Source organism: Microbacterium paulum (genome assembly GCF_015707995.1).
GTDB lineage: Bacteria > Actinomycetota > Actinomycetes > Actinomycetales > Microbacteriaceae > Microbacterium > Microbacterium paulum.
This window is the reverse complement of the sequence record NZ_JAAGRY010000142.1, coordinates 1-632: the sequence shown is the minus strand read 5'-3', so window position 1 is coordinate 632 and position 632 is coordinate 1. Positions and strand designations below refer to the sequence as shown.

Genomic DNA, 632 nt, shown 5'->3' with positions numbered 1-632 from the left:
CACACCCTGCACGAACACACAGAACCCGCCCGCCCCGAGCTCTACCTCACCGCCTGACCACCACCCACCCACAGGGAACAACGGAATGACACCACGCCACGGGACTTGACCGATGCACGACAGTGTCGGGGTGGAACGTCGGCGGCGCGACGAAGTCTGCCCACATGCCAAGGTGTTCGAGCGCCGAAGACAGGTAAGAGCGGCACCACCTTTCGCACGACTGCGGCAACTCCTCATCGATAATGCTGAATGGCGACCCATCGACGGCCGGCGGCGTCTCGGTCAGCAGATCTCGCATGATCCGCGCAGACTGAGCCACCTCCACCCACGAACGCGCCTGCTCTCGATCGACCGAGATGCGGGTGGGAACATCATCATCCTTCACGAGCGCGAGCGTATCGTGACCCCGCCACCGCCCCAAGCGCCTTTGGCCTGAGACAGCTGGGCCGGAAACGATCGTCTTCGGCGTGACATCGCGTTCACTTGGAGTTGCCGCCGCGAAGGTCAGTCACCGGGGAAGCGAGCGTGTCAAATGGTGTGTGTAAGGGGCCGGGTCTCCTTACGAAAGGAAACACACTGTTGGCTATCGATAGGGCGTCGCGTGAAGAGCGACGTAAGGCTCAGGCGGAGGG

1 protein-coding gene is annotated in these 632 nt (G+C 62.8%); it reads right to left on the bottom strand.

The features are described 5' to 3' along the window. Positions 1-46: 46 nt before the first annotated feature. Positions 47-385: a hypothetical protein gene (locus G3N18_RS15835; protein WP_196385198.1), complete on the bottom strand. Its 339-nt coding sequence runs from the start codon at positions 383-385 to the stop codon at positions 47-49. Between the last annotated feature and the right edge of the window lie 247 nt (positions 386-632).